A 25,180-nucleotide genomic window follows, 5' to 3' on the forward strand; every position below is an offset into this window, starting at 1 on the left:
ACGCCCCGGGACCGGAACGGTCCGTACTGACGGGTGCGCCGCAGTCAGGGAGTACTCCCCTCCGCACGAAAAACGGTACCCCGATCACCAAGCATTGGTAAAGAGGAACGCAAAGAAAAGTTCAAATTCCCAGGTCAAACACACTTTACTTGTACTTGGTCCTGGCTGTGGCCACCTCCCCGAGCACCTGTTCCAGGATCCGGCTGCCGGCCGGCGGGAGCGCGGGCTCGTACGTCCAGGCATGGCCCACCCAGGGGTCGGCGACGTACGCGTCGGGAACGGGGGTGAGCCGCATCAGCGAGCGCCACAGCGGGTCCAGCAGCGGGCCGTAGCCGGCGGTGTCCGCACGATCCGCCACCAGCAGAAGGTGGACACCGACAGCCGGACCCTCGTCCGCCAGGTAGCGCAGCCGGGTGACGGCCCGGTCGTCGAAGCCGTGCGGGAAGTCGTTGACGACCAGCAGCTGCTGGGCGGCGTCCACATCGTCCGGCAGCGCCCCGGCCGCGCCACCGCGCACCGCCATCTGCGCCAGGTCGACCCGCCGGGTGAGCCGCTCCAGCACCTCCGCGACGCCCGCGGCCCCACTGGCGGGCGGCGCCGCGAGCAGTCCGGCGCCGGTCAGTGGCCGCAGCGCGCGAGCCCCCGCGCCGGCCGGGTCGATGACCCGCACGGCGAACTCCCCCGCCGGGTGGACGGCGAGCAGCCGCGCCGCGAGCGCCACCGCCGCCTCCATGGCCGACCGCCGAAGCGCGACCGAGTCCGCGAAGGCCCCCTCGGGCATGGCCGTCGCCCCGCTGTCGATCCACAGACCGTGCTCCAGCGGCAGCACGGCCAGCAGCGGGATGCGCAACGGCAGGCTCTCCGGCAGGTGCAGGTCGCCGAGGCGCAGCGCCATCGGCGGCTCGGCGGGCACGCGGTAGCCGCGCCAGACGGGATTGTCCCACCGGGCGTAGGCGGGTGGGAGCGCGGGCTCGACCACCTCGGACTCCGCGATGAGCTGGGCGAGGTCGCGGTCGAGGACGGCGCGTGCGCGGTCGGCCAGCTGTTCCCGGCGGGTCCGGGCCGCCTCGCGCACGGCCGCGTTCCCGTCGCCGAGCCGGGCGCGCGGGTCGGCGAGGGCCTGGTCGAGTTCCTTCTCCAGGCGGGCGTCGGCGAAGTCGACGGCGCTGCGATACGCGGCCGTGGTGCGCGCCAGGTCCTCGAACATGCCCCAGACCTGGTTGTACAGCCGCTCCTCCATCGACCAGCCCACGGCGTCGCCCGCGACCGGCGGGGCGGGCTGTCCGCCGGTCGCGGGCGAGGCGGCCGCCCCGCCGGTCGCGGGCGGAGAGGACGGGGGCGGTGTGAGGTGCCGTGGGCGGCGGGGGTGGGTGTGGTCGATCGTGCTGCCGCGGGCCGGCGCGTCGCCGGGGACGCGGGTGTCGTAGGGGTTCCGGCGGCCCGCTCCGTGCGCGGGGTGCGTGTCGTGGTCGTGCGAAGCCATGGGGTCGGGGCCGGGGATCGTGGCCCCCCGGACGACGGCGAGTGCGTCGGCCTCGCGCAGGCCCTGGTCGGCGAGCAGGGCCGGCAGGCCGTCGGCGTATCCCTGGCCCATCGCGCGTATCTTCCAGGCACCCTGTCTGCGGTACAGCTCCAGGGCGATCACGGCCGCCTCGGTGTCCAGACCGGTGACGGTGTAGCGGGCGAGTTCGGTGTCGTCGGGACCGTGCACCGTGGTGCACGGGGCGGGGACGGCACCGAAGCGCGACGGGCCTGCTCCAGCGGGCAGGGCGAGGAAGACGTCGACCCGGTGGACGGCCTCGGGCACGGCGGACAGGTCGACGGTCAGGCGGTGCTCGACGGCGGCCTGCCGGGCGACCTCGACACCGGGGAGCGCGGGTGCGCCGGGGTGGGCGACCCACTGGGCGCCGTGCACCGTGCCGTTCTCGTCACCGAGCGTGGCGCCGGCCAGGACCGGGACGCCGGCCGAGATCCGGATCTCCAGCCTGACCTGGGACAGCGGGTGGTTCTGCCCCCGCACCAGCTCGGCCGTCATCCCAGTCGCCCCCTGTCGTGTCGTCTGCGCCCCGCCCGCCGGACTGACCCGGGGTCTACAGGTGCGGCAGGATCGCCGGCATCAGGTCCTGGAAGGTGCGCCCGTTGGCGGGGGTGCCGAGGGCGGTCATCGTCCAGCCCGAGCCCGCGCGGTGCACCTTGGCCATGATCTGGGCGGTGTACTCGCCGCCGCCGGCGAGCGTGTAGCGGGCGAGTTCCTGGCCGTTGGTCTCGTCCACCAGGCGGCAGAACGCGTTCTCCACCTCCTGGAAGGTCTGGCCCGTGAAGGAGTTCACGGTGAAGACGATCTGGTCGATGTGGACCGGGACGCGCTGGAGGTCCACGAGGATCGCCTCGTCGTCGCCGCCCTGGCCGACGCCGCCCACCAGGTTGTCGCCGGTGTGGCGCACCGAACCGTCGTCGCTCACCAGGTGACGGAAGAAGACGACGTCGACCGGCTGCTTCTCGGCGAAGAGCACCGCGGACGCGTCCAGGTCGATCTCCCTGGTGCGCGAGCCGAACAGGCCGCGCCGCTTCGCCGCCTGCCAGCCGAGTCCCATGCGGACCGCGGTGAGGGTGCCCCCGTCGTTCTTCTCCAGGCTGATGGCCTGACCCTTGGTCAAGTTGACGGACACGGCTGAATCCCCTCTCGAAGGTCCCCTGTTGCCGCGCACCGCGCGGCTGATCAGAACCCTACGCAGGGTCGCCGATGCCGCCGCACCCCGGCCCGCGCTTTGTGTCGGTGTTGCAACACTCGGCGCGTATGCCGAGGTCCGGCGGCATGTCCCGGGTCAGGCGAGGCCCGCCTCCCGCATCTGGCGCAGCTCCTTCTTCATCTCGGAGACCTCGTCGCGCAGCCGGGCCGCGATCTCGAACTGCAGCTCCGCGGCGGCGGCGCGCATGCGCTCGGTCATCTCCTCGATCTGCTCGGCGAGTTCGGCCGCCGGGCGGTCCGTGGGCACCGTGGCCGCGGCCTTGCCCTTCGCGGACTTGGCCGCCTTGCCGGCCTTCGCGCCCTTGGCCGCCTTGTCGCTCAGCGCCGGAACGGGGGCCTTGGCACCCTTGCCGTCCTTCGACTTGCGGTAGCCGCTGCCGAGGAGCTGTTCGGTGTCGACCTCCTCGCGGGCGATCTGCGCGACGATGTCGTTGATCTTCTTGCGCAGCGGCTGCGGGTCGATGCCGTTGGCCTTGTTGTAGGCGATCTGCTTCTCCCGACGGCGGTTGGTCTCCTCGATGGCCCGCTCCATGGCCGGGGTGATCTTGTCGGCGTACATATGGACCTGTCCGGAGACATTGCGCGCCGCGCGGCCGATGGTCTGGATCAGCGAGGTGCCGGAGCGCAGGAAGCCCTCCTTGTCGGCGTCCAGGATCGCCACCAGGGAGACCTCGGGCAGGTCGAGGCCCTCACGCAGCAGGTTGATGCCGACCAGGACGTCGTACTCGCCGGCGCGCAGTTCGCGCAGCAGCTCCACCCGGCGCAGGGTGTCGACGTCGCTGTGCAGGTAGCGCACCTGGATGCCCAGCTCCAGGAAGTAGTCGGTGAGGTCCTCGGCCATCTTCTTGGTGAGCGTGGTGACCAGGACGCGTTCGTCCTTGTCGGTGCGCTTGCGGATCTCGTGCACCAGGTCGTCGATCTGGCCCTCGGTGGGCTTGACCACGACCTCGGGGTCGACGAGACCGGTCGGGCGGATGATCTGCTCCACGACACCGTCGGAGCGCGACAGCTCGTAGGCGCCCGGGGTCGCCGACAGGTAGACGGTCTGGCCGATGCGCTCCTGGAACTCCTCCCACTTCAGGGGGCGGTTGTCCAGGGCGGAGGGCAGGCGGAAGCCATGCTCGACGAGGGTGCGCTTGCGGGAGGCGTCGCCCTCGTACATCGCACCGATCTGCGGGACGGTGACGTGTGACTCGTCGATGACGAGCAGGAAGTCGTCCGGGAAGTAGTCGAGCAGGGTGTTGGGCGGCGAGCCGGGCGAGCGGCCGTCGAAGTGCATCGAGTAGTTCTCCACACCCGAGCAGGTGCCGATCTGGCGGAGCATCTCGATGTCGTACGTGGTGCGCATGCGCAGCCGCTGGGCTTCCAGGAGCTTGCCCTGCTTCTCCAGCTCGGCCAGGCGCTCGCCCAGCTCCTTCTCGATGTCGTTGACGGCCCGCTCCATGCGTTCGGGGCCGGCGACGTAGTGGGAGGCCGGGAAGACGTACAGCTGCCGGTCGTCGCTGATGATCTCGCCGGTCAGCGGGTGGAGCGTGGACAGGGCCTCGATCTCGTCACCGAACATCTCGATGCGGACGGCCAGCTCCTCGTAGACCGGGAAGATCTCGATGGTGTCGCCGCGCACGCGGAAGGTGCCGCGGGTGAAGGCCAGGTCGTTGCGCGTGTACTGGATGTCGACGAAGCGGCGCAGCAGCTCGTCCCGGTCGATCTCGTCGCCGACTCTGAGGGGGACCATGCGGTCCACGTACTCCTGCGGAGTACCGAGGCCGTAGATGCAGGACACCGAGGCGACCACGACGACGTCACGGCGGGTGAGCAGCGAGTTGGTCGCCGAGTGGCGCAGGCGCTCGACCTCCTCGTTGATCGAGGAGTCCTTCTCGATGTACGTGTCCGACTGCGGGACGTAGGCCTCGGGCTGGTAGTAGTCGTAGTACGAGACGAAGTACTCGACCGCGTTGTTCGGCAGGAGCTCGCGGAACTCGTTGGCCAGCTGGGCGGCCAGCGTCTTGTTCGGCGCCATCACGAGGGTGGGGCGCTGGAGCTTCTCGATCATCCACGCGGTGGTGGCGGACTTGCCGGTGCCGGTCGCGCCCAGCAGGACGACGTCCTTCTCGCCGGCCTTGATGCGCTTGGCCAGGTCGGCGATGGCCGTCGGCTGGTCGCCGCTGGGCTGGTAGGGACTGACGACCTCGATGGGCGCCACCGTGCGTTCGATGTGGGAAACGGGCCGCATGCCATCAACCGTACGACCCCCCACTGACAACGAGTCCCGTCAGCGGTTCTGCGGGGTGCGGCTGCCCTGTCGCACGGGCCTCCGGTCGGGGCGATGGTGCTGGTGGGGGGCGGTACGGGAGCTGGTGCGAGGGGCGAGGACAGCCGGAACGCCCGGTGCGGGGAGGGCGGCCGCCCGGCCGGGGTGGCGCAGGACCAGCATCGGGTCGAGGATCACCACGACGCCCGCGAGGACCAGGAGGACGAGCGGGCCGAGCAGCATGGGCACGAGGGCGGACGCGTCCGGCGCGTCGGCACTCGTCACGGCGGTGCCGTCGAGGTGGACGCTGAGCGCGGCCATGGCGGTGTAGTGCATACCGCTGACGGCGACGCCCATGAGGAGGCTCGCGCCCACGCTCGGCAGCAGCCCGCGGGCGCGGCCGGCGGCCCACAAGGCGCCGGTGCCGGCGGCGACCGCTATGGCGACGGAGACGACGACGGTGGGTGTGCTGTAGGCGAACTGTCCGTGGAACCGCATGCCGGCCATGCCGAGGTAGTGCATCGAGGCGACGCCCAGCCCGGTGATGGTGCCGCCGGTGAAGAGCGGCGCCCCGGTGGCGCCCCGGTAGCCGACGATGAAGACTCCGATGCCGACCATGAGGACGGCGAGCCCGAGGCTCGCGTAGGTGATCGGCTCGTCGTAGCGCACCGGTGTCCGCGCGATGCTGAAGCCCATCATGGCGACGAAGTGCATGGTCCAGGTGCCGCAGCCGAGCGCGGCGGCGCCGAGCGCCAGCCAGGCGGGCCGCCCCGAGTGCGTGACCAGCAAAGACCGGGTGATGCAGCGCAGCCCGAGGGCGCCGCCGAGGCAGGCCATCAGATAGGCCACCAACGGGGTGACGGCCCCGTAGCCGAAACCGTCGACCGTGCCCTGCATCCGCGGCTGCCCTTCGCCCTCGTACGTCCCCGAAACCTTGAAAATCCGCGCCGCCCCGGCACCGCGCGGGCGGCCGGGGGTGTCGCTGAGAGTATGACTGCCACCGGAATGGTCGAACGACTTTCCGACAAAGAAACACGGCCTTGCCCCAGTTGTGGGCCACCGGTGAGCGCCCGGAGGCGTCTTTCCGGGATATGTGGCCGTCATGCGGCCGCGTACCGTTGCCGCTCTGCTGTCAGTCTGGTGCTGTCGCTTTCCGTTCGACGCGAGGAGTTACGCATGCACGCGCGCCTGGCCGCCGCTCTGGCCGCCGTGGTCCTGGCGGTCCTGTCCGCGGTGGCCCTGGTGAGCCTCACCTCCGACGCCAAGGCGGGCGTCCGGCCGCCCCTGGTGATCGCCCACCGCGGCGCCCCCGCCCACGCCCCCGAGAACACGTTGCCCTCGATCGACGAGGCAGGGCGGCTGGGCTCCACCTGGGTCGAGAACGACGTCCAGCGCACCAAGGACGGCGAACTGGTCGTCATCCACGACGACAGTCTGAGGCGCACCACCAACGCCGAGAAGCTCTTCCCCGGCCGGGCGCCGTGGAAGGTGAAGGACTTCACCGCCGCCGAGATCGCCCGGCTGGACGCGGGCAGCTGGTTCTCCCCCCGGTTCACGGGCACGCGTGTGCCGACGCTGGAGCAGTACATGCGCCGCGTAGAGCACAACCACGAGAGCCTGCTCCTGGAGGTCAAGAACCCGGAGCTGTACCCGGGCATCGAGCAGCAGATCCTCAAGGTCCTCGGCAACGAGGGCTGGCTGGACCGCGGCCATCTGAAGCGGCTCGTCGTGCAGAGCTTCAGCGCGGACAGTGTGCGGACCGTCCACGAGCTGAAGCCCGCGCTGACCACGGCCTACCTCGGCGCGCCCCCCGTCTCGCAGCTGAAGCTGTACGCGCGGTTCGCCGACCTGATCAATCCGTCGTACGGATCGCTCTCGAAGTCGTACGTGTCGGCGGTGCACGGCGTCCGCGGTCCGCACGGCCGGCCGCTCGGGGTGGACGTCTGGACGGTGGACGACAAGGCCACCGCCCGCAAGGTCGCCGGGTACGGCGTCGACGGGATCATCAGCAGCAAGGCGGACGTGGTGCGGGCGGCGCTGGCCACGAAATGAGCCGGGCACCGGCCGGGGGTGCGGCTCGGGGTGTGCTCCGGGACCGGGTCGGCGGGCGTTGTCGGTGGCGGGTCGTACGGTGGGCGCATGGACAGCCATGGGCAGGACGAGCAGCGGGTGGTGTGGGCCGTCGTCGAGACCTGCATCGGCCCGCTGATGCTGGCGGCGACCAGGCACGGACTGGTCAACGTGGTCTTCCACGCCACCGAGGCGGTGCGCGAGCGGGCGCTGGAGCGGCTGGCGTCCCGGTTCGGCGGCGCGCCCGTGGCGGATCCGCAGGCGCCGGTGACGGCCGAGGCGATACGCCAGCTGCGGGCGTACTTCGCGGGCGAGCGGCGGGACTTCGAGCTGCCGCTGGACTGGTCGCTGATCTCCGGCTTCAACCGGCAGGTGCTGCGTGAGCTGGCCACCGGTGTGCCGTACGGCAGCGTCGTGGGGTACGGCGATCTCGCCGGCCGGGTCGGGCAGCCCGGCGGGGCCCAGGCGGTCGGCGCGGCGATGGGCGCCAACCCGCTGCCAGTGGTCGTGCCGTGCCATCGGGTGGTCGAGAGCGACGGCGGGATCGGGGGTTTCGGGGGCGGACTGGAGACCAAGCGGCAGCTGCTCGCCCTGGAGGGGGTGCTTCCCGAGCCGCTGTTCTGACGGCAGCCCGCCGTATCCGGCCAGGGCCGGTCACCGTTCGGCCAGGCACGGCCGTTTCGCACGCGCTGCCGTGGCCCCGGGCGTTTAGCCGTGGTCGGTGCCCGCCAGAGATACCGGCAGGGACCGGCGGACAGGAGGCGGGCACATGGTGCTGGTGGTGTCGGAAGAGGTCCGGGAGGCGATCGAGGCACGGCGGCCGGTGGTGGCCCTGGAATCCACGATCATCGCCCACGGTCTGCCCCGCCCACGCAATCTGCGGGTGGCCCTGGAGCTGGAGGAGGCGGTACGCGCCGAGGGCGCTGTGCCGGCGACCGTCGCGGTGCTCGACGGGTGCCCGCTGATCGGCCTGGACAAGGCACAGCTGGAGCGGGTCGCCAATGACGGCGGCATCCGCAAACTGGGCCACCGAGACCTGCCGCTCGCCATGGCGGCGCGGGCGAGCGGGGCCACCACGGTGTCGGCGACCGCGCGGCTGGCCGCGCTCGCGGGCATCCGGGTCTTCGCCACCGGCGGGCTGGGCGGAGTGCACCGGGAGTGGACGGTGACCCAGGACGAGTCGGCAGACCTGAGGCTGCTGGCACGGACCGGGATCACGGTGGTGTGCGCGGGCGTGAAGTCGATCCTGGACGTGCCCGCGACCCTCCAGCGCCTGGAGACGCTCGGTGTGGCGGTCGCCGGATACGGCACCGACCGGTTCCCCGGCTTCTACCTCTCGGACTCGGGGTGTCCGGTCGACTGGACGCTGCACGGGCCCGAGGACGTCGCGGAGGTGATGCGGGCCCAGGACGCGCTGGGCGCGGCGGACTCGGCGCTGATCGTCGCCAATCCGGTGCCGGAGGCGGAACAGCTCGACCCCGAGGTGCACGCGCGCGTGCTCGGCGAGGCGCTCGCCGCCTGTGCGGAGCGGGGTGTCACCGGTCAGGCGGTGACCCCGTTCCTGCTCGACTACCTCGTGCGGCACACGGACGGCGCGTCGCTGCGCGCCAACCTGGCGGCGGTGCGCGGCAACGTGCGGCTGGGCGCGCGGATCGCCAGGGCGTGGGCGCGGGGGTGACCGGGGGCCGCAAGGTGGCGCTGCTGGTCGTCGGGGACGTGGTCACGGACGTGGTCGCCCGGCACCGGGGGCCGCTCGCGACCGGCACCGACACCGCCGCGGTGATCCGGACGCTGCCTGGCGGCGCGGGCGCCAACGTGGCCTGCTGGGCGGCCCATTCGGGCTGTCCGGACGTACGACTGCTCGGCCGGGTGGGCACGGACGCGGCGGCCTGGCACGAGCGGGAACTGGTCGCGGCCGGGGTGCGGCCGCTGCTGGTGACCGACCCGCGGGCGGCGACCGGGACGGTGGTGTGCCTGGTCGACGCGGGCGCGGCGGCCGAACGTACGTTCCTCACGGACAGCGGGGCGTCGTTACGTCTGGAGCCCGCCGACTGGTCGGACGCGTTGCTCGACGGGGTCACCTGGCTGCATCTGTCGGGTTATCTGCTGTTCACGGAGTCGAGCCGGGCGCTCGCGGAAACCGCGCTCGAGGCCGCACACGCCCGGGGCGTACCGGTCAGCATGGACCCGGCGTCGGCCGGTTTCCTGGCGGAGCTGGGGGTCGAACGGTTCCTCGCCTTCGCCGAGGGGCTGGACGCGCTGCTGCCCAGCCGGGACGAGGCACGTCTGCTGACAGGGCTGGCGGAACCCGCGGAAGCGGCGGCCGAGTTGTGCCGTGTGGTCCCGCTGGTGGTGACCAAGGCGGGGACGGACGGGGCACTGGTGACCCGTGCCGGGGGCGCGCCGGCCAGGATCCCTTCGGTACCGGCGACCGCGCGGGACACCACGGGCGCCGGTGACGCCTTCACGGGCGCCTTCCTCGCCGCCCTCCTCGCGGGCGCGGACGCGGAGGAGGCGGCGGCGCGGGGCTGCGCGGCCGGCGCGCGGGCGGTGGGCCGGGTCGGGGGCCGACCACCGCACCGGGGCGGGGCGACGGAGGAGGGCGTCGGGCTGGGCGGGTGACAGAGCTGCCGGGCGGCACGGGGCGCCGGCGTCGGCCGCGCGCGAGAGGGTGGCACCTCGCGGCAGGGCGTTACGCCATGCCGCGCAGGGGTCACACCACGCATGCCGCAGGTGTCACGCCTTGCGGCCCCACGCCGAGATCATCGGTGCCGTGGTCAGGTCCATGTCGCCGGCCTCGACGTCGGCCAGGTGCTGGTCGATCTCCTCGTCGGTGGCCAGGCCCGCTTCGAGGAGCCGGCCGCGGATCTGGCGGACCGTCGCGGCCTCCAGGGCGGTGCAGGCGGGCGAGGTCACGGGGAAGAAGCCGTCGGCCTCGACCTCGTGCAGTCCGGCCTCCCGGAGCAGGCGCGGCAGCCGGCGGCCGTAGGCGAGGTCGGCGCCCCGTTCGGCGAGCAGTCCGCGAAAGCCCTGCCGGAGCCGGTTGGCGAGCCGCTGTTCGGGGCCGTGCTCGTCGGGGCAGGCCAGCGGTTGCAGAGCGGGGTCGGCGTCCTCGACCAGCAGCCGGCCGCCGGGCTTCAGTGCCTGGATCATGGACCTCAGCGCGCGTTCGCGGTCCGGGACGTGGACGAGGACCAGACGGGCGTGGACCAGGTCGAAGCCCTCCCCAGGCGGCTCTTGGGCGCCCACGTCGTGGGTGTGGATCTCCACCGGCGGGTGGTCCACCGGAGCCAGCCGCGAGGTGTCGATGTCGGTGGCGACGACCTTGCCGCCCGGCCCCACCCTCCGCGCGAGCCAGGACACCACGGAGGTGCCGCCGGCCCCGACCTCCCAGCAACGCCAGCCCGGCTCGATGCCGAGGGCCTCGATGTGCCGGAAGGTCGTGGGGTCGAACAGGCGGGCGAAGGCGTCGAAGCGCTCACCCGCCTCGCGCTGTCGGTTGTCCAGGAGGTACCCGTCGGATGGCGTCATACCGCGATCATCCCGGGTGAACGGCGGGTGAGGCCGGTCGGCGCCTCCTGCCGGGAAAGGGCACGGACGGAGTCCTCCACAGGCGGAAAGAAAGCGGAACCCGACATTCCCACAGGCTTGCCCGCGTTTTGCTCGGGACTGGCACACTTCGGGCCAGGACGCGAAAGCGTCGCAGGGGGAGATCCACGCGAGGAGACCCGTATGTCCATGGCAGGGAATCTGCGAAAGGTCACGGAAGAACTGGGCAGGGCCCGTGGTCTGCGCAAGGTCGCGCAACTGGCCCGGCGGCGGCCGCGCGTGGACCTGAGCCATCCCGCCCGCTCGCCCCTGGGCTCCTCGGTGGTCAACTGCGTGACGTACCGGGACGGCATACGGGTGCCGCAGTGCTCCGATCTGCTGGAAGCCGTGCGGATGGTGCGCAAGACCGGCGAGGGATTCGTCTGGCTCGGGCTGCACGAGCCGACGGACCGTGAGTTCGAGGGCGTCGCCGAGCTGTTCCACCTGCATCCCCTCGCGGTGGAGGACGCGGTCGAGGCCCATCAGCGGCCAAAGCTGGAGCACTACGGGAACACCCTGTTCGCGGTGTTCAAGACGGTCTGCTACGTCGAGCACGAACGGCTGACGGCGACCAGCGAGGTGGTGAACACGGGCGAGATCATGGCTTTCGTCGGCGAGGACTTCGTCATCACGGTGCGGCACGGCCGGCACGGCTCGCTCGGACCGTTGCGCGAAGAGCTGGAGACGCACCCGCACCAGCTTTCCAAGGGGCCCGCGGCCGTGCTCCACGCTCTGGCGGACCATGTGGTCGACGGCTATCTCAGCGTGACGGACGCGGTGCAGGCCGACATCGACCAGGTGGAGACGGAGGTGTTCTCGGAAGGGGGTGCCCGGCTCGACCCGGGGCGCATCTACCAGATGAAGCGTGAACTGCTGGAGCTGAAGCGGGCGGTGATGCCGCTCGCCCGCCCCCTGGAGGACCTGGCCACCCGGCCCCTGCGGGTCGTCGCCCCCGAGATACAGGCGTACTTCCGGGACGTGCTGGACCATCTGATCCGGGCCAAGGAGCAGATAGCCGCCTTCGACGAACTGCTCAACTCCATCCTCCAGGCGCACCTCGCGCAGGTGACGGTCGCGCAGAACGAGGACATGCGGAAGATCACGGCGTGGGCGGCCGTGATCGCCGTACCGACGATGGTGTGCGGGGTGTACGGCATGAACTTCGACCACATGCCGGAGCTGCACTGGCGGTTCGGTTATCCGCTGGCCATGGGGTTGATGGCGGCGGCGTGCGTGGCGCTGTACCGGGGCTTCCGGCGCAACGGCTGGCTCTGACCGGAGCGCAACGGGACGGCGGGGCGGTGCCGGTGGTTCGTGCGGGCGGTGCCGGTGGGTCCGGAGCGGGCGTCGGTGGTCAGCCGCGCCAGGCGGGGTGGCGCGGGTCGTCGGCGCGGACGAGGACGTCCGCCGTGCCGGCCGGGTCGGTCTCCGTCTCGTAGCGCTCGAAGGCGGGGAGCGTCCAGTGGTCGGTTTCGGGGGTACGGCGGCGCAGGGCGGCCGGGGAGAGGAGGACGTGGACGGTCAGGTCGAACGGGAACCAGTGGCGCAGCAGAAGGGGGCCGTGGAGCAACAGGACGCCACCGGGCGGGAGTCGGACGTACGGACTGCGGGTGGCGCGGTCGGTGGCCGGGTCCCACAGATCGGGCAGGACACGCCCGCTGCCGCCGGGGTCGAGCGGGCCGAACACCTCACGCCACAGGGCACCGGTGTCGAGCCAGCCGCCGTAGTACGACTCCACGTCCCGCCGTCCGTGTTCCAGGCGCAGGGAGGCGGGGCGCAGGAAACCCTCGGCGCCGACGACCAGCGAGGGCCGGCCGCGCACCCGCAGCGCCTCTCCGACGCGCTCGGCCAGGTCCCCGGGTCGGGCGGCCGGGGCCCCGTCGAAGCCGACGCGCAGCCAGGCACCACCGTCGGCCGCCTCCAGCCCGGCCACCCGGTCGGCGAGCAGTTCGGCGAGCCGTTCCCAGGTGATCGCTTCGAGTCGCACAGGGCCATGATGCCGGGTCGGGCCGGGGAGAGGCGGCGTGGGCCGGAGCTGCGGGGACCGGAGGTGCGGAGACCGGAGGTGCGGAGACCGGAGGTGCGGAGACCGGAGGTGCGGGGACCGGAGGTGCGGGGACCGGAGGTGCGGGGACCGGAGGTGTGGCAAAGGCCCGGTGACGCGTGGGCCGAGGGTCCCGGACTTCACCGCGTGATGTCGTGGGGCGGCCGAAGGGTGATCGTCACATGCGAGGGAAGCAGCGTCGGCCAAGGGCCCGGTCGCGCAGGACCGGACGGCAGGGCCGGACGGCAGGAGCGGGGTGTGTGACCGTTCCTGCCGCTCGGCCGGGCGGGGGGCGTCACGTGGTGACGCGCCGCAGCAGGTGGTCGCAGAGGACTCCGGGATCGCCGGAGAGCACGCACAGCCGGATGCCGTCGCTGTTGCGCACGACGGCCAGGGAGGGCTGCTCATCCGAACTCGCCCCAGACGGCGGGGAGTCCGGCTCCAGCGCCACGGACCGCCCGCCGTCGTCGATGCTCCAGCTGCCGCCGCCGGCGAACGTCCCGTCCGACGGGACCGTGAACACCTCCAAGGGCAGGGCGGTGGCCGTGAACCGGTCGTCGCCGGTGAACCGGATCTGCCCGGTCGTGACGTCCTCCAGCTTCCAGGTTCCGACGAGCGAGGCCGGCGAGGGGACCGCGGCGAATCGCACCTGTGCGTCGAGGCGGTCCTTCACCCACCAGGAGATCCCCCCGACCACTGCCGCCAACGCCACCGCGACCAGACGTCGCCCCCACCGCACCGGCCCGCGTGCCCCCACCCGTCTGCCCCCTCGATCCGTCCTTGGTCAGGAAGCGGCCAGTCTGGCAGGAGACGGGATCACCCGCCACGGAGGCGGAAGGGAGACGCGGACGGGGGCGGGGAAGGAAAGGAGTATGGGAATCACCTCAACTCCCCATCACCCCGGCGGGTTTGTCGTCATCCAGCCTCTCAGGCACAAGCGCTGTTCCGCCTGTCGGCGTGGGCCACTGTCGCTGCTGGTGTTCGAGGACGGCGCCCCGCGCTGCCTGGACTGCGCGGATCTCGGGCATCTGGTCCTTGTGCCGCGAGGTGACACGGCGCTGACCCGCAGGTCGCGGGAGGAGAGCGGGTTGTCGGCGGTGGTGGTGCGGTTCAACCGGCGCAAGGGCCGTTACGAGCGGCAGGGTGTGCTCGTGGAGGAGGCGGCGCTGGCCCGTGCCGAGGAGCGGTGCCTGGCGGACGCGGAGGCACGGCGTCGGCGGCGGGCACGGGACGCGCGGCGCAGGACGGTGGAGGACGAGCGGTTCGCGGCGGCGTTCGCGGCGGAGATCCTCCGGCTGTTCCCGGGCTGTCCGGCGGAGCGGGCGCGGGCGACGGCTGCGCACGCCTCCGTGCGGGGCAGCGGGCGGGTGGGGCGCAGCGCGGCGGGGCGGGCGCTGTCCGAGAGTGCGGTGATCTCGGCGGTCGTGGCGGGCGTACGGCATGCGGACACGCCGTACGACCAGCTGCTGATGAACGGGGTGCCGCGGTACGAGGCCCGGCGCCGGATCGCCCCGGCCGTGGAAGATGTGCTGCGGACGTGGCAGAGGACTGCGGAGGGTGGGGGCTGAGAGTACGGGGGCGCCACTCCCTCGGTCACCGAGCGCGAGCGGTGTCTCCCCCGCCCCGGAGGACCTCCCCCGCCCCGGAGGACCTCTCTCGGCCGGGGACTCCCTCTCGGCTGCGGCGATCCGCTCGGCCTCGGCGTCCTCCGGGGCGACCCGCTCCGCCTCGCTCCTCGGGCCCCGGGCCTCGGCCCCAGTCCCGGATCCGGCTCCGCTCCTGCCCGCGCGCCACCTCCACCACCAGGCTCACCCCGCCCCCTCCCCCGCCCACCCTGCGCCGCCCCCCACCCAGACGTATCGTGGCCGGAAGAGTGCCGATACGTGCCGCCCGGTGGTGTACGGCCTGGGCGGTCGGCCGCGGTGCCCGTAGGCGAGGAAGATGATCATGGCCGATCCCAAGGGGTTCATGACCACGCCGCGTCAGGAGTGGGCGCGGCGACCCGTCGAGGAGCGGGTGCGGGACTGGGACGAGGTGTACGAGCCGGGCGCGCTGCTGCCGATCATCAGCAAGCAGGCGGACCGGTGCATGGACTGCGGGGTCCCCTTCTGCCATGACGCCTGCCCGCTGGGCAACCTCATCCCCGAGTGGAACGATCTGGTGGCCCGGAAGGACTGGCGGTCGGCGAGCGACCGGTTGCACGCGACGAACAACTTCCCGGAGTTCACGGGCCGGTTGTGTCCGGCGCCGTGCGAGGCGGGGTGTGTGCTGGCGATCAACCAGCCGGCCGTCACCATCAAGAACGTCGAGTGCGCGATAGCCGACCGGGCGTGGGAAGAGGGGTTCGTGCCGCCGCGGGTGCCGGAGCGGCTGTCCGGGAAGACGGTCGCCGTCATCGGCTCCGGGCCCACCGGACTCGCGGCGGCACAGCAGCTGACCCGGGCCGGGCACACGGTCGCGGTGTACGAGAAGGACGACCGGATCGGGGGACTGATGCGGTACGGCATCCCCTCGTTCAAGATGGAGAAGCGGCATCTGGAGCGGCGGCTGGGGCAGATGCGGGCCGAGGGGACGAGGTTCCGTACGTCGACGGCGGTCGGGCGGGACGTCGACGCGGCGGAGTTGCGGACGCGGTACGACGCGGTCGTGCTCGCCACGGGTGCCACGGCGTGGCGCGAGCTCCAGGTGCCGGGACGGGAACTGGAGGGCATACACCAGGCGATGCGGTACCTGCCGCTGGCCAACCGGGTCGGCGAGGGGGATCTGGAGGTCTCGCCGTTGTCGGCGGCGGGGCGGCACGTGGTGATCGTCGGCGGCGGGGACACCGGGGCGGACTGTCTGGGGACGGCGGTGCGGGAGGGCGCGGCGTCCGTGACCCAACTGGACATCTACGCGCAGCCGGGAGCGGAGCGGGACGAGTACGCGGAGCCGTGGCCGACGTACCCGAAGATCTACCGGTTGTCGCCCGCGCACGAGGAGGCGGGACAACTGGGCACGGCACCGGCGGCGGACGCGGACGCGCGGCTGTTCGCGGCGTCGACGCTGCGTTTCACCGGGGACGACGGCGGGCATGTACGGGCGCTGGAGCTGGTGGAGGTGGACGAACGGCGGCGGCCGGTGCCGGGCACCGGGCGGACGATCCCCGCCGATCTGGTGCTGCTGGCGCTCGGGTTCTCCGGTCCGGACCGGGGGGACGGGCTGATCGACCAGCTGGGGCTGGTGCTCGACGCGCGCGGCACGATCGCGCGGGACGACGGTTTCGCGACCAACGTGCCCGGGGTGTTCGCCGCCGGGGACGCGGCGCGCGGGCAGTCCTTGATCGTCTGGGCGATCGCGGAGGGACGGGCCGTGGCGGCGGCCGTCGACCGGTACCTGACGGGCGGCTCGCAGCTGCCCGCGCCGGTATCGCCCGGGGACAAGCCGATGCGGGTGTGAGGGGGGCGGCGCCCACCGCGGTGGACGCCGCCCCTGGACCGCCCCGGACGGTTACGGCTTGCGAGCCACCGCGCCGTACCCCGGGATCACGCCGTCGTCCTGGCCCGGGACCGGTTCGCCCAGTTCGGGGTGCCACTTGTGGACGATCTCCACGCCGGGCTCGACCAGTTCGAGGCCGTCGAAGAAGCGGGTGAACTCCGTGCGGGAGCGCAGGGAGATGGTGATGCCGGCGCCCTTGAGCTTGTCGGTGGCGGTGGCGGACTCCTCGGGGGTGAAGTCGGACGTGGCGTGGGTCATCATCAGGTAGCTGCCGGAGGGCAGTTCCGACAGCAGCCGCCCGACGAGCTCGTGGGCGCCGTCCGCGTCCGTGATGAAGTGCAGCAGGGCGATCATGGAGAGGGCGACCGGCTGCTTGAGGTCGAGGACCTCCCGGGCGCCGGCGATGATCGCGTCCGGGTCGCGCACATCGGCCTGGAGGTACTCGGTGGCGCCCTGGGGCGTGCTGCGCAGCAGGGCCGCCGCGTGGGCCAGCACGATCGGGTCGTTGTCGCAGTAGACGACCCGCGCGTCGGGCGCGATCTCCTGGGCGACCTGGTGCAGGTTCGGCTCGGTCGGTATGCCGGTGCCGATGTCCAGGAACTGCCGTACGCCCTGCTGGGCCAGCCACCTGGTGGCGCGGTGCATGAAGGCGCGGTTGACCCGGGCCATGACCGGCACCCGGGGTTCGAGGGCCAGCATCTGGCGGCCCATCTCCTCGTCGACGGGGTAGTTGTCCTTGCCCCCGAGGTACCAGTCGTACATCCGAGCGGGATGCGGTTTGCTGGTGTCGATCTCTACGGCCGTCGGGTCCTGCCCGCTCATGCGGCACTCCGTAAACGTCTGCGGTGATGGATTGTCAAGTCTGGTTTCAAGCTGAGAAGTCGAGCAAGTAACAACACAGGCGACACGTGTCAGGAAAGCAGGAAGTCGGCCTCCCCCGCCTTGGCGCCTTCTATGAAGGCGGTCATCTCGTCCGTGGTGTAGATCAGGGCGGGCCCGTCGGGATCGGTGGACTGACGTACGGCGATGCGGCCGTCGGCCAGTTTCATGGCCTCCAGGCAGTTGCCGCCGTTGCCGCCGCTCCAGGGCTTGTGCCAGCCCTCGCTGCCCAGCTCCCTCGCGGGCATGCCGTTGTAGACGCGGGCACGCGACTTGATGTGTTTCATTCACAGCTCCTTGCAAAGATCCCGGAGGATCTCTTTGGTGCGTTGCGCCGTGGCGGCCTGCGCCGCCATGCGGTCCATGACCTCGAGGTGGGTCGCCACCTCGGCGCGCGCGTCGAGATAGACGGCGCCGGTCAGGTACTCGCTGTAGACCATGTCCGGCAGTTCTGACATGGCGAATCGGAACAGCACGAAGGGCCCGTACGTCCCCGGGTGCGGGCCGTTCTCGAACGGAGCGATCTGGAGCGTCACGTTCGGCAGGCTCGCGGCCTCGATGAGCCGCTGGAGCTGGGCGCGCATCACCTCGGGGCCGCCGACGGGGCGGCGCAGGGCGGTCTCGTCCATCACGACCCAGAACCGGGGCGCGTCAGGGCGGGTGAGCAGCTGCTGGCGCTGCATGCGCAGCGCGACATGGCGCTCGATGTCGTCCGGGCTGGTCTGGCCGATCGCCCCGGACCGGAGCACCCCGCGCGCGTAGTCCTCGGTCTGGAGCAGTCCGGGGACGAAGTGCGGCTCGTAGGAGCGGATGAGGCTCGCGGCGCCCTCCAGGCTGACGTACATGGAGAACCAGCCCGGCAGGATGTCGTGGAAACGCTGCCACCAGCCGGGGCGGTTGGCCTCCTCGGCCAGCTGGACGAAGGCCTCGGCCTCGTCCTCCGGGACGCCGTACGCCTTCAGCAGCAGCTGGAGGTAGGGGATCTTGAACCCGACCTCGGCCATCTCCATACGGCGGACGGTCGCGGGGGCGACGCGCAGTATCCGGGCGGCGTCCTCGCGCTTCAGTCCGGCGCGCTCCCGCAGGTCCAGCAGGCGTCGTCCGAGGACCACCTGACCCACCGTCGGCGCGGACCGCGGCTCGCTCACGCTCCCACCTCCACCGAAAGCCTTCACCGAAAGGAACCCTGACAGCCCTGCGGCGCCGTTCGAAGGCTCATCGGAAGACCGGGTCGGACCTCCGATGGACCCAATTGGCGCCGCTCGACGTGCTGTTGCGAGCAGTGTGCCACGGCGTCTGACCGAGTCACACCGCACTCTGCAATTTTCAGAGTGACCCTTGCCAAGTGTCCACGGCGGGGCGATAGTGGCAGGCGTGATTCCGTCCGCGCCCTTAGGAACAGACGCCGCCGCAGACCGCCCCGGTCGCGGCGCCACCGCGACGGTGCCCCCCATGGGCGGTGCCGCCGTCGAGCGCCGGTTCCGCTTCGAGCTGGCCGCACATCCGGGTTCCGTCTCCCGGGCGCGGCGCCTGGCACATGCCCGGCTGACCGGCTGGTCGGTGTGCGCGGACACCTGTGACAGCGCGGCCCTGGTCGTGTCGGAGCTGGTCACCAACGCGATCGTGCACACCGCGAGCACGCGGGTCGTGTGCGAGTTGCACGACCACGACGACCTGGTGCGCATCGCCGTGCGCGACGAGGGCTGCGCCCCCGGCGAACCCCACCCGTCCCCGCAGCGCCCCGACGAGGAGCACGGGAGGGGGTTGCTCCTCGTCGAGGCGCTGTGCCGGTCCTGGGGCGCGCAGGAGTACGGCTCCGGGCTGCTGGTCTGGGCCGAGCTGGCCCGCCGCGGCGAGGCGGCCCCCGGGTGCGCCGAGCCGCGCGACGACCTCGGCTGGGGTGCCGCCCGCCCCAAGCCGGACCAGCCGGACGGCACGGGCGACGGCGAACCCGTCGAGGACCACGACATGGACCACGGCGCGGACCGCGGCACGGGCGCCGGCCGGCTCTGGAACACGCTGGAGCAGCCCGCGCACCGGGTACCGGCGCAACACCCTTCGTACGAGGCGTCCGGCCGGCCCCCGCTGCGGGGTCCTGACCACCGGCACTCCGGAACGCAGGAGCGGTACGGCGTCCCGGAGTGCCGGCCGCACCGGGCCCCCGAGCAGCGCCTCGGCCGGGAGCGGCCGTGACCGGCGCGACGGGCCGGGGGCGGCACGACGCCCGGGGTTCCGGCAGGCGCCTCGACGTCCGTTCGGAGACCGCCGGGTCCGAACGGGCGCTGGGGATGGACACCCTGGTGCGGTTGCAGCGCCGGCGACCGGCCGCGGCCCCGCTGCACCGCCTCCAGGTGCCGGACGGCATGACGGTGCCGCTCGGCTGTGACGCCGTGGGCGTGCCCGACCGGCTCGGGCCGCTCGTCGTGTCGCGGCTGCCGCGGCTGGGATGCGTGTACGCCGACGACGCGCACTGGTGGTGGATCGTCCCGTCGGACTCCGACTACGCGCTCCCCTGGCCGGCGCCCGCGCAGTACGCGCCGGGTGCCCTCATCAAGGGTGCCGCCCGGCTGGTCCACCGCCCCGGGGGCACGGTGCCGTACACCCCGCCGATCCCCCTCTACCTGGCGCTGTGCCGGGCGACGGGCACGACCCCGGACTGGTCGCGCACCATCACGGCGTAGAACCCGCCGTCACCGGGCCGGGGTCACTCGGCCGCCTCGCTCCCCCGCACGATCACCAGGAACGTGTCCGTCGCGAGGTCCATGACGACCTCGGCGGGCAGGCCCTCCAGACGGCGCGCGTGCGCGAACTCCTCCGCGGGCCACGATCCGCGCGGGCCCCCGGCGGGAAAGCGCTCGAGCACCGTTCGCCCGTTCACCATCGCGCACCTCCAGAAAGCGTCGTCCTGCTAGGAGTCAACGCTCCGGAGGGGCCGAACGCCTCGTCCAGTGACCCGACTGAGACACACCCGACGCAGACTTGGCACATACCGTGACGACTCGGTCACGCAGTGACAGGAGTCGCACCGTCCAGAAAAGATCGAGGAGTGCGGCCCTGCCGTCGCCGCCCTCGAAGAGGCACTCGGGGTCGATTTCGGCCATGGGCAGCCGCCACCGCTCGGCGCCGAGGGCCGCGCGCCCGTCCGACCGGCTCCTCCCGGCACCGCAAGTCCTCGCGCGCGGCGCGCCACTGCTCGCGCGAGACGGTCTCCGGTAGCGACATGGGCCCTCCTGTCCGACGGTCGGTTCGGGGTGGTGACCCGTGTCGGACGCCGAACTCATCACCGTGGGCGGGGATTTCTCCACGGGGTTTACGACGGCGGCGTTCACCAAGGCGGTGTTCACGAAGGCGGGGGCAGCGCGCCGGCGACGATCTCCTCGGCCCTGGTGACGGCCGCGACCAGGGCGTCGGGCGTGGCCCGCAGGCCGGCCGTCAGCGTGTCGAACTCCCGCAGTGCGGCCCGCTCCAGCAGCCGTTTCTCGTTGGTGACCCACTCACCGCGGGCCGCGAGTACCGCGTGGGCCGCCTGCGTCGCGGCGGTGGCGAGGGCACCCGCGGTCTCCGTGAGGCGGCCCTGGGGCGCGTGGTTGGCCTTGGCGTAGCCGAGGGTGGCGCGGGCGGTGCCGCCCCAGCGCTCGGCGGCGGTACGGCGCAGCCGCTCGGGATAGCCGGCCGGGCGGGGCGGTTCGCCGCGGAGCACCTGGTTGAGGGCGAGTTCGGCGACGACCAGGTAGGTGGGTATGCCGGCGAGATGGAACAGCAGCGGCTCCACCCGGAACCGTCCCTGCTCCGCCTCGGCCAACTCGTGTTCCACGACGTCCAGATCGCGGTAGTGCACATCGACGCGCCGCCCCTCGACGGTCAGCCAGGCACCGCCGTTGAAGACGCCGCCGCCCCAGCCGCCGATCTCTGAGACCTCGCCGGGCCAGCCGAGGGCGCGCAGGTCGGCCGGGTCGAAGGGGCCGCGGTAGTAGACGGCGAGGTCCCAGTCGCTGTCCGGGCGGTGGGTGCCCTGCGCCCGGGAGCCGCCGAGGGCCACCGCGCGGACGGTGGGGAGCGCGGCGAGCCGGTCGGCGGTGGCGGAGAGGAAGTCCGGGTCGGAGAGGTGAGGCATGGGACCAGCCTGCGTCATGGGCGGGGGTCGGCTCCCGGTTTCGTCCGTGTCCCTGGGGGGCCGGGAAATCGGGGTGCGCGCGCGCCGGGCGGGGGCGGATGATCGGGAGGTTGTCCGCTGACCGTCGTAGGAGCAGGTCCATGATCCAGCGTGTCACCGTCCCCGCCCTTTTCCCGCCGCCCGCCTACTCCCACGCCTCCGTCGTCGAGGCGGGCACGAAGCTCGCGTTCCTCGCCGGGGCCGTGCCGCTCGACGAACGCGGCGAGATCGTCGGTCCGGGCGACCCGGTGCGCCAGGCCGAGCGGGTGATCGCCAATCTGCGCGCCCAGCTCCAGGCCGTGGGAAGCGATCTGGCGCATGTGCTCACCACGGAGGTGTACGTGGTGAGCACCGAGCCGGCGACGCTGTCCGCGGTCTGGGAGGTCGTGGAGAACTCGGGCCTGAGCGAGGGGCCGCACTCCTCCACCCTGCTCGGGGTCGCCTGCCTCGGATACACCGGGCAGCTGGTGGAGATCACCGCGACGGCGGTGGTACCGGACGACCGGGAGGACGCGGGGAGCACAGGGGACGCCAGGGACGGCGGGGACGGCGGGGACGGCGGGGACACAAGGAATGCAGGGGGCGCAGCGGACGCAGGGGTACGACGGTGACCGGCGTCGTCCTCCGGCGGGCGCGGGCGGCCGACGCGCGGGCCGCCGCCGATGTCTGGCTGCGCTCCTTCGCCGCCGCGCTGCCCACGGTGGTCCGGCCGCGCACCGACGGCGACGTGCGCGACTACTTCCGGGACGTCGTCGTGCCGCTGCGGGAGACCTGGGTGGCGGAGACGGACGAGGGGCGGGTCGTCGGGGTGATGGTGCTCGACGGGAAACTGCTGTCCCAGCTGTACCTGGAGCCGCGGTGGCGGGGGCGGGGGCTCGGGGACCGGTTCGTCGCGCTGGCCAAGGAGCGCAGTCCCGAGGGTCTGACCCTGTGGACCTTCCAGGTCAACAGACCAGCGCACCGCTTCTACGAACGGCACGGTTTCACCGTCGCCGAGTCCACGGACGGCAGCGGCAACGAGGAACGGGAGCCGGATGTGCGGTACGTCTGGCGGCCCTGATCCGGCGCGCTCCGGCACACCAGGCGCCCGAGCCGGGAACCCGAGCCACGAACGGGTGGCAGGGCCGCCCGGGGCGGCTCAGGAGGCCGGTAGCCCGGCGGTGCGTGCCGCCGCGCGCAGCACCTCGCGCAGCATCTCGGGGGTGAGCCGGCCGGTGAAGGTGTTGCGCTGGCTGACGTGGAAGCAGCCGAAGAGTTCCAGGCCGTCGAGCGCGACGCGGGTGCCGTGGGCGAAGGCCGGACGGGGGCGCGGCACGGTCCAGCCGGCCTCGGCGAACGCGGGCAGTGCCGCCTGCCAGCCGAAGGCGCCGAGGACCACGACGGCCCGCAGCGTCGGACGCAGCAGCCTCAGCTCCTGGACCAGCCAGGGGCGGCAGGTGTCGCGCTCGCCGGGTGTCGGCTTGTTGGCGGGCGGCGCGCAGTGCACGGGGGCGGTGACCCGGACCCCGTACAGCTCCAGGCCGTCGTCGACGCGGACCGAGGTGGGCCGGTCGGCGAGCCCCACGTCGTACAGCGCCTGGTACAGCACATCGCCCGAACGGTCGCCGGTGAACATGCGTCCGGTGCGGTTGCCGCCGTGCGCGGCCGGGGCCAGGCCGATGATCAGCAGCCGGGCGTCGGCGGGGCCGAAGCCGGGTACCGGGCGGCCCCAGTACGTCCAGTCCGCGAACGCGGCCCTCTTGGTCCGCGCCACCTCCTCGCGCCACTCCACCAGCCGGGGGCAGGCCCGGCAGCCCGTGACCCGCCGGTCCAGCCGGGCAAGGGGGCTGCTCTCGTCCATGGGGCCACCGTATGCCCAGGGCGGGGCCGCTCATGCCCATGGCCGGCCGCCGCGTGGCCGGCCTCCGGGACGACAGCCCCTCCCCGTCCCCGGGGACGGGGCCTCCCTTCCCCGGGTCCCCGCCCGTCCCCGGAAAACGGCTCCGGCTCACCCGGCCCGGGGAGTTAGGGTCGGGACATGGCTTCCGAGGATGCGGACGAGAACGTGAACCGTGGCACCGGCGGGACGGGCGGGACGGATCCCACCGGGAGCGCCGACGACGCCGTGGCCCCGGCCGACGGGCCGGTCGATCCCGGGGTGGCCGCCGCCGAGGCCGCTGGGCCGGGCAACGGCGAGACGGTCCGGGTCGACAGCTGGATCTGGGCCGTACGACTGATCAAGACGCGTTCCCTCGGTGCCGCCGCCTGCCGTGGAGGTCATGTGCATGTGAACGGTGAGCGGGTGAAGCCGGCGTACTCGGTGCGGGTGGGCGACGAGGTGCGGCTGCGGCACGAGGGCCGGGAGCGGGTGGTGATCGTCAAGCGCCTCATCCGCAAGCGGGTCGGCGCGCCCGTGGCCGTGCAGTGCTACATCGACAACTCCCCTCCGCCGCCGCCCCGCGAGGCGATCGCCCCCGCCGGTCTCCGCGACCGCGGCACCGGCCGCCCCACCAAGCGCGACCGCCGAGACATGGAACGCCTGCGCGGCCTCAAGCCGCCGGGGTTCAGCAGCGGCATGAGCGGGCAGGAGGGGCGGCCCCGGGGACGCTGACGGGCGCGGACGCGGCCTCCTGAGCGGTCTCACGCTCCCTCCGGCCAGGGCGACCGGGCCGTCTTCGGTGGCCCGGCCCCCGGCCGGCACCTCGCCGCTCCCCGCCCGCCACGCCCGCACGGCGTCTACCGCACCCGCACCGCCCGCACCCAGACCCCGTCCGGCGTCAGGTACTCGTCCACCTCCAGGCCGGCCTCCTCCAGCGCGGATTCGAACTGCTCCTTCGTCAGGGGCCGGGCGAGGAAGGTCTGCGTCCAGGTGCCGTCCGGGAAGTCGTACTCCACGTGGACCGAGTCCACTCCGTCCGCGACCGGGGTCACCGAGGCGATGCGTACCGTGAAGCCGGCCGGGTCGACCCGTTCTCTCGGTACGTCGGTGTGGTAGTCCGCGCCCTCCCGCTGGATGAGTACGCAGCCGTTCTCGGCCACGTGGCGGGCGCAGGTGCGCAGCAGGCCCCGGCGCACCTCCTCGTCCCCGGCGTGGACGAGGAACGACGCGAGCATCACCACGTCGAACTTCTCGTCACCCAGGTCCAGTTGCTCGATCGGGCCGCATATGGTGCGCGCCCCCCGGACCCGGGCCAGCATGTCCGCGGACTCGTCCACCGCGGTGACCGTGAAGCCGCGCTCCAGCAGAGGGTGGGTCATACGGCCCGCCCCGCTGCCCAGTTCCAGGATGTGCGCCCCGGCCGGTACCGCCGCGGCGATGATGTCCGGCTCAGGCCCGATCGGCAGGCGCGTGTAGACCTCCACCGCGCAGCCGTCCGGGGTGATCGCGCCCGTGCCCGTGCCCTCGTATCCCTCACGCATCTCGACCGTCATGCCCGGAGAACGGATCGCTCGCGCCCTCCCGTTCCCGTTCGACGCCAGTTCACCCGTTCGAGCGATGCGCCCCCGCACAGGAGCCTGCCGAGGCGGTCAGCCGCCGGACGGGACCCCGCCGAGACGGCCCCCCGCCGCCCCACGCGGGGCGCTCGTCCTTGGTGCGCGCCGTCGGCCAGGAGAGTACGTTGCTGGGAGGAGTGGTGATCCGATGCGTACGGGCAGTGAACCGGCGACCGCGCGCAGTGCTCTGCGGGCGCGGTTGTGGCTGAGTGTGTGGGGACTGGTCTGGACGGTCTTCGGCACGGCGGTGTTCGCGCTCGTCGGACGCCCCGGCTGGGCGATCGCCTGCGGGGTGCTGCTGCTGATCGTCACCGTCGACCTCGCCATGATCGTCCGACACCTCCGGCAGGGCCCGCACTACCAGCCGGGCCGCGACGTGCCGCCGTACCAACCGCCCGGCGACTACGGTACGGGCGGCCCCCGCCACCCCCGGTGGTCGCGGCGCGGGCCGTCCTACTCCCGGCCGCCGCGCCACCGGCACCCCTGACGGAGCCCGTC

The 25,180-nt window shown here is 72.8% G+C and carries 26 protein-coding genes and 2 pseudogenes; 13 read left to right on the plus strand and 15 right to left on the minus strand.

The window, feature by feature from the left end:
- Positions 1–145: 145 nt before the first annotated feature.
- From QSK45_RS05235 to QSK45_RS05250, 4 genes are all read right to left on the minus strand, one after another.
- Complete coding sequence (locus QSK45_RS05235; RefSeq protein ID WP_285553696.1) at positions 146–2,035, minus strand: TerD family protein; 1,890 nt, start codon at positions 2,033–2,035, stop codon at positions 146–148.
- Positions 2,036–2,090: 55 nt separating this feature from the next.
- Complete coding sequence (locus QSK45_RS05240) at positions 2,091–2,669, minus strand: TerD family protein (RefSeq protein ID WP_285553698.1); 579 nt, start codon at positions 2,667–2,669, stop codon at positions 2,091–2,093.
- A 156-nt stretch (positions 2,670–2,825) separates the two neighbouring features.
- Positions 2,826–4,982 (minus strand): excinuclease ABC subunit UvrB, encoded by a 2,157-nt coding sequence (gene uvrB / locus QSK45_RS05245; protein WP_285553700.1) that lies wholly within the window; start codon positions 4,980–4,982, stop codon positions 2,826–2,828.
- A gap of 39 nt (positions 4,983–5,021) precedes the next feature.
- A complete protein-coding gene (locus tag QSK45_RS05250) occupies positions 5,022–5,897 on the minus strand; it encodes an MHYT domain-containing protein (protein ID WP_285553702.1) in 876 nt (291 codons plus the stop codon).
- Between the two features lie 279 nt (positions 5,898–6,176).
- On the opposite strand from QSK45_RS05250, the gene QSK45_RS05255 reads away from it, so the two are divergent.
- From QSK45_RS05255 to QSK45_RS05270, 4 genes are all read left to right on the plus strand, one after another.
- Positions 6,177–7,052: a glycerophosphodiester phosphodiesterase gene (locus QSK45_RS05255; protein WP_285553703.1), complete on the plus strand. Its 876-nt coding sequence runs from the start codon at positions 6,177–6,179 to the stop codon at positions 7,050–7,052.
- An 87-nt stretch (positions 7,053–7,139) separates the two neighbouring features.
- Positions 7,140–7,694 (plus strand): methylated-DNA--[protein]-cysteine S-methyltransferase, encoded by a 555-nt coding sequence (locus tag QSK45_RS05260; RefSeq protein WP_285553706.1) that lies wholly within the window; start codon positions 7,140–7,142, stop codon positions 7,692–7,694.
- Positions 7,695–7,839: 145 nt separating this feature from the next.
- Positions 7,840–8,748, plus strand: coding sequence for a pseudouridine-5'-phosphate glycosidase (locus QSK45_RS05265; RefSeq protein WP_285553708.1), 909 nt, complete (start codon positions 7,840–7,842; stop codon positions 8,746–8,748).
- The gene (locus QSK45_RS05270; RefSeq protein WP_285553710.1) at positions 8,733–9,692 is read left to right on the plus strand and encodes a carbohydrate kinase family protein; all 960 of its coding nucleotides are present in this window, start codon (positions 8,733–8,735) and stop codon (positions 9,690–9,692) included. The genes QSK45_RS05265 and QSK45_RS05270 overlap by 16 nt, the downstream gene beginning before the upstream one ends.
- Before the next feature lie 114 nt (positions 9,693–9,806).
- On the opposite strand, the gene QSK45_RS05275 is transcribed toward QSK45_RS05270, so the two are convergent.
- Positions 9,807–10,601, minus strand: a complete 795-nt coding sequence (locus tag QSK45_RS05275) for a methyltransferase domain-containing protein (RefSeq protein WP_285553712.1) — start codon at positions 10,599–10,601, stop codon at positions 9,807–9,809.
- Between the two features lie 201 nt (positions 10,602–10,802).
- Between QSK45_RS05275 and corA the strand changes: the two genes are divergently transcribed.
- Complete coding sequence (corA, locus tag QSK45_RS05280; protein WP_285553714.1) at positions 10,803–11,933, plus strand: magnesium/cobalt transporter CorA; 1,131 nt, start codon at positions 10,803–10,805, stop codon at positions 11,931–11,933.
- 79 nt (positions 11,934–12,012) lie between these two features.
- Here the strand turns inward: corA and QSK45_RS05285 are convergent, their stop codons facing one another.
- Positions 12,013–12,645, minus strand: coding sequence for a nucleoside/nucleotide kinase family protein (locus QSK45_RS05285; RefSeq protein WP_285553715.1), 633 nt, complete (start codon positions 12,643–12,645; stop codon positions 12,013–12,015).
- 352 nt (positions 12,646–12,997) lie between these two features.
- The gene (locus QSK45_RS05290; protein WP_285553716.1) at positions 12,998–13,375 is read right to left on the minus strand and encodes a hypothetical protein; all 378 of its coding nucleotides are present in this window, start codon (positions 13,373–13,375) and stop codon (positions 12,998–13,000) included.
- Positions 13,376–13,574: 199 nt separating this feature from the next.
- Here QSK45_RS05290 and QSK45_RS05295 point away from each other — a divergent pair, with 199 nt between their 5' ends.
- Together QSK45_RS05295 and QSK45_RS05300 are read left to right on the plus strand one after the other, a co-directional pair.
- A complete protein-coding gene (locus QSK45_RS05295) occupies positions 13,575–14,270 on the plus strand; it encodes a DUF2293 domain-containing protein (protein WP_285553718.1) in 696 nt (231 codons plus the stop codon).
- Between the two features lie 379 nt (positions 14,271–14,649).
- Positions 14,650–16,137, plus strand: a complete 1,488-nt coding sequence (locus tag QSK45_RS05300) for a glutamate synthase subunit beta (RefSeq protein ID WP_285553720.1) — start codon at positions 14,650–14,652, stop codon at positions 16,135–16,137.
- 51 nt (positions 16,138–16,188) lie between these two features.
- Here QSK45_RS05300 and QSK45_RS05305 read toward each other — a convergent pair whose 3' ends face one another.
- From QSK45_RS05305 to QSK45_RS05315, 3 genes are all read right to left on the minus strand, one after another.
- Positions 16,189–16,998: an SAM-dependent methyltransferase gene (locus QSK45_RS05305; protein WP_285553722.1), complete on the minus strand. Its 810-nt coding sequence runs from the start codon at positions 16,996–16,998 to the stop codon at positions 16,189–16,191.
- A gap of 89 nt (positions 16,999–17,087) precedes the next feature.
- Positions 17,088–17,342, minus strand: coding sequence for a DUF397 domain-containing protein (locus QSK45_RS05310; protein ID WP_285553724.1), 255 nt, complete (start codon positions 17,340–17,342; stop codon positions 17,088–17,090).
- A complete protein-coding gene (locus QSK45_RS05315) occupies positions 17,343–18,203 on the minus strand; it encodes a Sco1979 family transcriptional regulator (RefSeq protein WP_285553727.1) in 861 nt (286 codons plus the stop codon).
- 217 nt (positions 18,204–18,420) lie between these two features.
- On the opposite strand from QSK45_RS05315, the pseudogene QSK45_RS05320 reads away from it, so the two are divergent.
- Positions 18,421–19,020 (plus strand): annotated as a pseudogene (locus QSK45_RS05320) (ATP-binding protein); the annotation flags it as partial.
- Positions 19,021–19,343: 323 nt separating this feature from the next.
- On the plus strand, positions 19,344–19,736 hold the full coding sequence (locus QSK45_RS05325; RefSeq protein ID WP_285554626.1) for a hypothetical protein: 393 nt from the start codon (positions 19,344–19,346) through the stop codon (positions 19,734–19,736).
- A 23-nt stretch (positions 19,737–19,759) separates the two neighbouring features.
- Here the strand turns inward: QSK45_RS05325 and QSK45_RS05330 are convergent, their stop codons facing one another.
- The 3 genes and pseudogenes from QSK45_RS05330 to QSK45_RS05340 form a co-directional block, all read right to left on the minus strand.
- Positions 19,760–19,936, minus strand: a complete 177-nt coding sequence (locus QSK45_RS05330) for a DUF8839 family protein (protein ID WP_285553730.1) — start codon at positions 19,934–19,936, stop codon at positions 19,760–19,762.
- Between the two features lie 151 nt (positions 19,937–20,087).
- Positions 20,088–20,277 (minus strand): annotated as a pseudogene (locus tag QSK45_RS05335) (DUF899 family protein); the annotation flags it as partial.
- Between the two features lie 118 nt (positions 20,278–20,395).
- The gene (locus tag QSK45_RS05340; protein ID WP_285553732.1) at positions 20,396–21,169 is read right to left on the minus strand and encodes a nucleotidyltransferase domain-containing protein; all 774 of its coding nucleotides are present in this window, start codon (positions 21,167–21,169) and stop codon (positions 20,396–20,398) included.
- Between the two features lie 140 nt (positions 21,170–21,309).
- Here QSK45_RS05340 and QSK45_RS05345 point away from each other — a divergent pair, with 140 nt between their 5' ends.
- Both QSK45_RS05345 and QSK45_RS05350 read left to right on the plus strand, forming a co-directional pair.
- Positions 21,310–21,819 (plus strand): RidA family protein, encoded by a 510-nt coding sequence (locus tag QSK45_RS05345; protein ID WP_285553733.1) that lies wholly within the window; start codon positions 21,310–21,312, stop codon positions 21,817–21,819.
- Positions 21,816–22,268: a GNAT family N-acetyltransferase gene (locus QSK45_RS05350; RefSeq protein ID WP_285553735.1), complete on the plus strand. Its 453-nt coding sequence runs from the start codon at positions 21,816–21,818 to the stop codon at positions 22,266–22,268. The genes QSK45_RS05345 and QSK45_RS05350 overlap by 4 nt, the downstream gene beginning before the upstream one ends.
- A 78-nt stretch (positions 22,269–22,346) precedes the next feature.
- On the opposite strand, the gene QSK45_RS05355 is transcribed toward QSK45_RS05350, so the two are convergent.
- Positions 22,347–23,048 (minus strand): uracil-DNA glycosylase, encoded by a 702-nt coding sequence (locus QSK45_RS05355; RefSeq protein ID WP_285553737.1) that lies wholly within the window; start codon positions 23,046–23,048, stop codon positions 22,347–22,349.
- A gap of 177 nt (positions 23,049–23,225) precedes the next feature.
- Here QSK45_RS05355 and QSK45_RS05360 point away from each other — a divergent pair, with 177 nt between their 5' ends.
- Positions 23,226–23,798, plus strand: a complete 573-nt coding sequence (locus QSK45_RS05360; RefSeq protein ID WP_285553739.1) for an RNA-binding S4 domain-containing protein — start codon at positions 23,226–23,228, stop codon at positions 23,796–23,798.
- A 125-nt stretch (positions 23,799–23,923) separates the two neighbouring features.
- Here QSK45_RS05360 and QSK45_RS05365 read toward each other — a convergent pair whose 3' ends face one another.
- A complete protein-coding gene (locus tag QSK45_RS05365; RefSeq protein ID WP_285553741.1) occupies positions 23,924–24,619 on the minus strand; it encodes a class I SAM-dependent methyltransferase in 696 nt (231 codons plus the stop codon).
- Between the two features lie 211 nt (positions 24,620–24,830).
- On the opposite strand from QSK45_RS05365, the gene QSK45_RS05370 reads away from it, so the two are divergent.
- Positions 24,831–25,169: a DUF6343 family protein gene (locus QSK45_RS05370; protein ID WP_285553743.1), complete on the plus strand. Its 339-nt coding sequence runs from the start codon at positions 24,831–24,833 to the stop codon at positions 25,167–25,169.
- Positions 25,170–25,180 lie beyond the last annotated feature (11 nt).

Source organism: Streptomyces hygroscopicus subsp. hygroscopicus, assembly GCF_030269125.1.
Classification (GTDB): Bacteria; Actinomycetota; Actinomycetes; order Streptomycetales; family Streptomycetaceae; genus Streptomyces; species Streptomyces hygroscopicus_C.

Coding starts and splice junctions, on each gene's coding strand:
- QSK45_RS05235 (WP_285553696.1), bottom strand. CDS start 2,035: ATGACGGCCGAGCTGGTGCGGGGGCAGAACCACCCGCTGTCCCAGGTC.
- uvrB (WP_285553700.1), bottom strand. CDS start 4,982: ATGCGGCCCGTTTCCCACATCGAACGCACGGTGGCGCCCATCGAGGTC.
- QSK45_RS05250 (WP_285553702.1), bottom strand. CDS start 5,897: ATGCAGGGCACGGTCGACGGTTTCGGCTACGGGGCCGTCACCCCGTTG.
- QSK45_RS05255 (WP_285553703.1), top strand. CDS start 6,177: ATGCACGCGCGCCTGGCCGCCGCTCTGGCCGCCGTGGTCCTGGCGGTC.
- QSK45_RS05260 (WP_285553706.1), top strand. CDS start 7,140: ATGGACAGCCATGGGCAGGACGAGCAGCGGGTGGTGTGGGCCGTCGTC.
- QSK45_RS05265 (WP_285553708.1), top strand. CDS start 7,840: ATGGTGCTGGTGGTGTCGGAAGAGGTCCGGGAGGCGATCGAGGCACGG.
- QSK45_RS05275 (WP_285553712.1), bottom strand. CDS start 10,601: ATGACGCCATCCGACGGGTACCTCCTGGACAACCGACAGCGCGAGGCG.
- corA (WP_285553714.1), top strand. CDS start 10,803: ATGTCCATGGCAGGGAATCTGCGAAAGGTCACGGAAGAACTGGGCAGG.
- QSK45_RS05295 (WP_285553718.1), top strand. CDS start 13,575: ATGGGAATCACCTCAACTCCCCATCACCCCGGCGGGTTTGTCGTCATC.
- QSK45_RS05300 (WP_285553720.1), top strand. CDS start 14,650: ATGGCCGATCCCAAGGGGTTCATGACCACGCCGCGTCAGGAGTGGGCG.
- QSK45_RS05305 (WP_285553722.1), bottom strand. CDS start 16,998: ATGAGCGGGCAGGACCCGACGGCCGTAGAGATCGACACCAGCAAACCG.
- QSK45_RS05310 (WP_285553724.1), bottom strand. CDS start 17,342: ATGAAACACATCAAGTCGCGTGCCCGCGTCTACAACGGCATGCCCGCG.
- QSK45_RS05325 (WP_285554626.1), top strand. CDS start 19,344: ATGGACACCCTGGTGCGGTTGCAGCGCCGGCGACCGGCCGCGGCCCCG.
- QSK45_RS05330 (WP_285553730.1), bottom strand. CDS start 19,936: ATGGTGAACGGGCGAACGGTGCTCGAGCGCTTTCCCGCCGGGGGCCCG.
- QSK45_RS05340 (WP_285553732.1), bottom strand. CDS start 21,169: ATGCCTCACCTCTCCGACCCGGACTTCCTCTCCGCCACCGCCGACCGG.
- QSK45_RS05345 (WP_285553733.1), top strand. CDS start 21,310: ATGATCCAGCGTGTCACCGTCCCCGCCCTTTTCCCGCCGCCCGCCTAC.
- QSK45_RS05355 (WP_285553737.1), bottom strand. CDS start 23,048: ATGGACGAGAGCAGCCCCCTTGCCCGGCTGGACCGGCGGGTCACGGGC.
- QSK45_RS05360 (WP_285553739.1), top strand. CDS start 23,226: ATGGCTTCCGAGGATGCGGACGAGAACGTGAACCGTGGCACCGGCGGG.
- QSK45_RS05365 (WP_285553741.1), bottom strand. CDS start 24,619: ATGACGGTCGAGATGCGTGAGGGATACGAGGGCACGGGCACGGGCGCG.
- QSK45_RS05370 (WP_285553743.1), top strand. CDS start 24,831: ATGCGTACGGGCAGTGAACCGGCGACCGCGCGCAGTGCTCTGCGGGCG.